This is a genomic window from Xenophilus sp., assembly GCF_044462705.1.
In the GTDB taxonomy this organism is placed as follows: Bacteria; Pseudomonadota; Gammaproteobacteria; order Burkholderiales; family Burkholderiaceae_C; genus Xenophilus; species Xenophilus azovorans.
Genome location: NZ_JBIQNC010000058.1, coordinates 1 through 2558, shown reverse-complemented (window position 1 = coordinate 2558; position 2558 = coordinate 1). Strand labels below are relative to the sequence as shown.

Annotated in this window: 3 protein-coding genes; 2 read left to right on the top strand and 1 reads right to left on the bottom strand. The window is 73.7% G+C overall.

The features are described 5' to 3' along the window. A partial coding sequence (locus ACIY1X_RS11130; protein WP_399680556.1) for an alanyl-tRNA editing protein occupies positions 1-728 on the bottom strand: 728 nt, incomplete at its 3' end. Positions 729-806: 78 nt separating this feature from the next. Here ACIY1X_RS11130 and ACIY1X_RS11125 point away from each other — a divergent pair. Then, positions 807-2168 (top strand): PQQ-dependent sugar dehydrogenase, encoded by a 1362-nt coding sequence (locus ACIY1X_RS11125; protein ID WP_399680554.1) that lies wholly within the window; start codon positions 807-809, stop codon positions 2166-2168. 131 nt (positions 2169-2299) lie between these two features. Then, the coding region (locus tag ACIY1X_RS11120) for a hypothetical protein (RefSeq protein ID WP_399680552.1) at positions 2300-2558 on the top strand (259 nt) is incomplete at its 3' end.

Here is a 2558-nt window from a genome sequence, read left to right as displayed (position 1 = left end):
TTTTCGATCTTGGTCACCACCACCGCGCCGATCTCGCGCGTGTTGGCGACGTGCGTGCCGCCGCAGGGCTGCAGGTCCACGGGCGCTTCCTCCGCGCCGATGCGGATGGTGCGCACCGTGCCGCTGCCGCGCGGCGGCTGCACGCTCATGCTGCGCACCAGTTGCGGGTTGGCGTCCAGCTCGGCATCGGTCACCGCGCCGACCGTGAGCGGATGGGCCTCGGCCACCAGCCGCGCCAGCCCGGCGCCGAGCTGCTCCTTGTCCAGCGCCTCGGTCATGTGGAAGTCCAGCCGGGCGTGCTCCGGCGTGATCGAGCAGCCGTCCACCGGCTGCGGCACCAGGTGGCACAGCAGGTGGGTCGCGGTGTGGAAGCGCATCAGGCGGTGGCGCCGCGCCCAGTCGACGCGCGCCGTGACGGGCGTGCCCGGCGCCAGGCGGGCGAGCAGCGCTTCCTGCCCCGGCGCGGGCAGATGCAGGATGGCGGCGGTCGGCCGGCCCTCGGCGTCCTTGGCCTTGCGCGTGTCGGCGATGGCCAGCTCGCTGCCGTCCTCCAGCACCAGCACGCCCGCATCGCCGGCCTGGCCGCCGCCCAGCGGGTAGAACACGGTGCGGTCCAGCACCACCGCGCCCTGCGCGTCCAGGCCCAGCACCCGGGCGGGGCATTCGCGCAGGTAGGCGTCGGTGCGGAACAGGTCGGCGGTGGCGGTGTCGAAAAGCGCGTCTGACATGCCGGGATGGTAGACGCCGACGCCGCGGCCAGCCGGCCGGCGGCGGGGTGTCCCCCGGCGATGGTGGATCATCGGCCCATGCGCATCTCTGCCTTCCGTTCCCCGCGCCGCCTGCGGCTGCCGGCCCTGGCCGCCGCCATCGTGCTGGCCGTCGCCGGCTGCGGCGACACCGCGCGGCTGCCCTTCGAGGCCGGCGTGGGCCCGGACCCGCAACTGCCTGCGCCGCGCAGCAGCCTGGTGCCCACCGTGCGCATCGCCGAGGCGACCGGCTGGGCCGAAGGCGGCACGCCGGTGGCGCCGCCGGGCTTCAAGGTGACGGCGCTGGCGCGCGGGCTGGAACACCCGCGCTGGCTCTACGTGCTGCCCAACGGCGACGTGCTGGTGGCCGAGAGCAACCGCCCGGCCCGGCGTGAACCCGAGGACGACGGCCTGTGGCAGAAGCTGCGCGACCGCGCCAGCGCCGCGGTGATGAAGCGCGCCGGCGCCGGCGTGCCCAGCCCCGACCGCATCGTCCTGCTGCGCGATGCCGATGGCGACGGCGTGGCCGAGCTGCGCACCATCTTCGCCGCCGGGCTCACCTCGCCCTTCGGCATGGCGCTGGTGGGCCGCGAGCTGTTCGTGGCCAATGCCGACGCGCTGGTGAAGCTGCCCTACGCGCCCGGCCGCACGGCCGCCGTGGGCGCCCCCGTCAAGGTGACCGACCTGCCCGCCGGCCGCAACCACCACTGGACCAAGAACGTGCTGGCCAGCCCCGACGGCAAGCGCCTGTACGTCACCGTCGGCTCCAACAGCAACGTCGGCGAGCACGGTCTGGACGAGGAGGAGGGCCGCGCCGCCATCTGGGAGGTCGACCCGAAGACCGGCGCCAAGCGCCTCTTCGCCACCGGCCTGCGCAACCCCAACGGGCTGGCCTGGGAGCCCGAGACCCAGGTGCTCTGGACGGTGGTGAACGAGCGCGACGAGATCGGCAGCGACCTGGTGCCCGACTACCTGACCTCGGTGCAGGAGGGCGCCTTCTACGGCTGGCCCTGGAGCTACTGGGGCCAGCACGTGGATGCGCGCGTGAAGCCGCCGCAGCCCGAGCGCGTGGCGCAGGCCGTGCGCCCGGACTACGGCCTGGGCAACCACGTCGCGCCGCTGGGCCTGGCTTTTTCCAGCCCGCGCGGCATGCCGCCGGAATTCGCCCGCGGCGCCTTCATCGGCGAGCACGGCTCCTGGAACCGCAACCCGCCCTCGGGCTACAAGGTGGTGTTCGTGCCCTTCGCGCAGGGCCGCCCCGAGGGGCTGCCGAAGGACTTCCTCACCGGTTTCCTGTCGGCCGACGGCAAGGCGCAGGGCCGGCCGGTGGGCGTGGCGCTGGACCGCAGCGGCGCGCTGCTGGTGGCCGACGACGTGGGCAACGTCGTGTGGCGGGTGGCGCGGGAGAAGGCCGGTCGCTGAACCCGAACGTGACGAAATCTGGAAAAACGTAGTCAAAAGTTCGCTACTTTCCGGCGGGCGAATTAGACTGGCCGTCCATTCGACAAGACAACGCCCGGCCTTCCGGACCGGGCGACCAGGGAAAGATCAACGTGCCTGAAGGAATCCTCGGCTGGCTCATCGTGGCCGCCTTCTTCGTCCTGCTGGTGGCGGTCGTGCTGGTGCGTGTGCGCCGCCGCGGCCGCGGGCTCTCCACCGCCGACATGGTGCGCCGCCGGCGCGAGCTGCAGCAGCAGCTGCAGGACCTGGCCGGCGATGCCGGCTCGCAGCTCGCCCAGCTGGAAGGGCGCCGCCTCGGCGAGGCCAGCACCAGCCTGGCGGCGCTGGAGGCCGCGATCGCCCGCGCCGAGA

Coding starts and splice junctions, on each gene's coding strand:
- ACIY1X_RS11125 (WP_399680554.1), top strand. CDS start 807: ATGCGCATCTCTGCCTTCCGTTCCCCGCGCCGCCTGCGGCTGCCGGCC.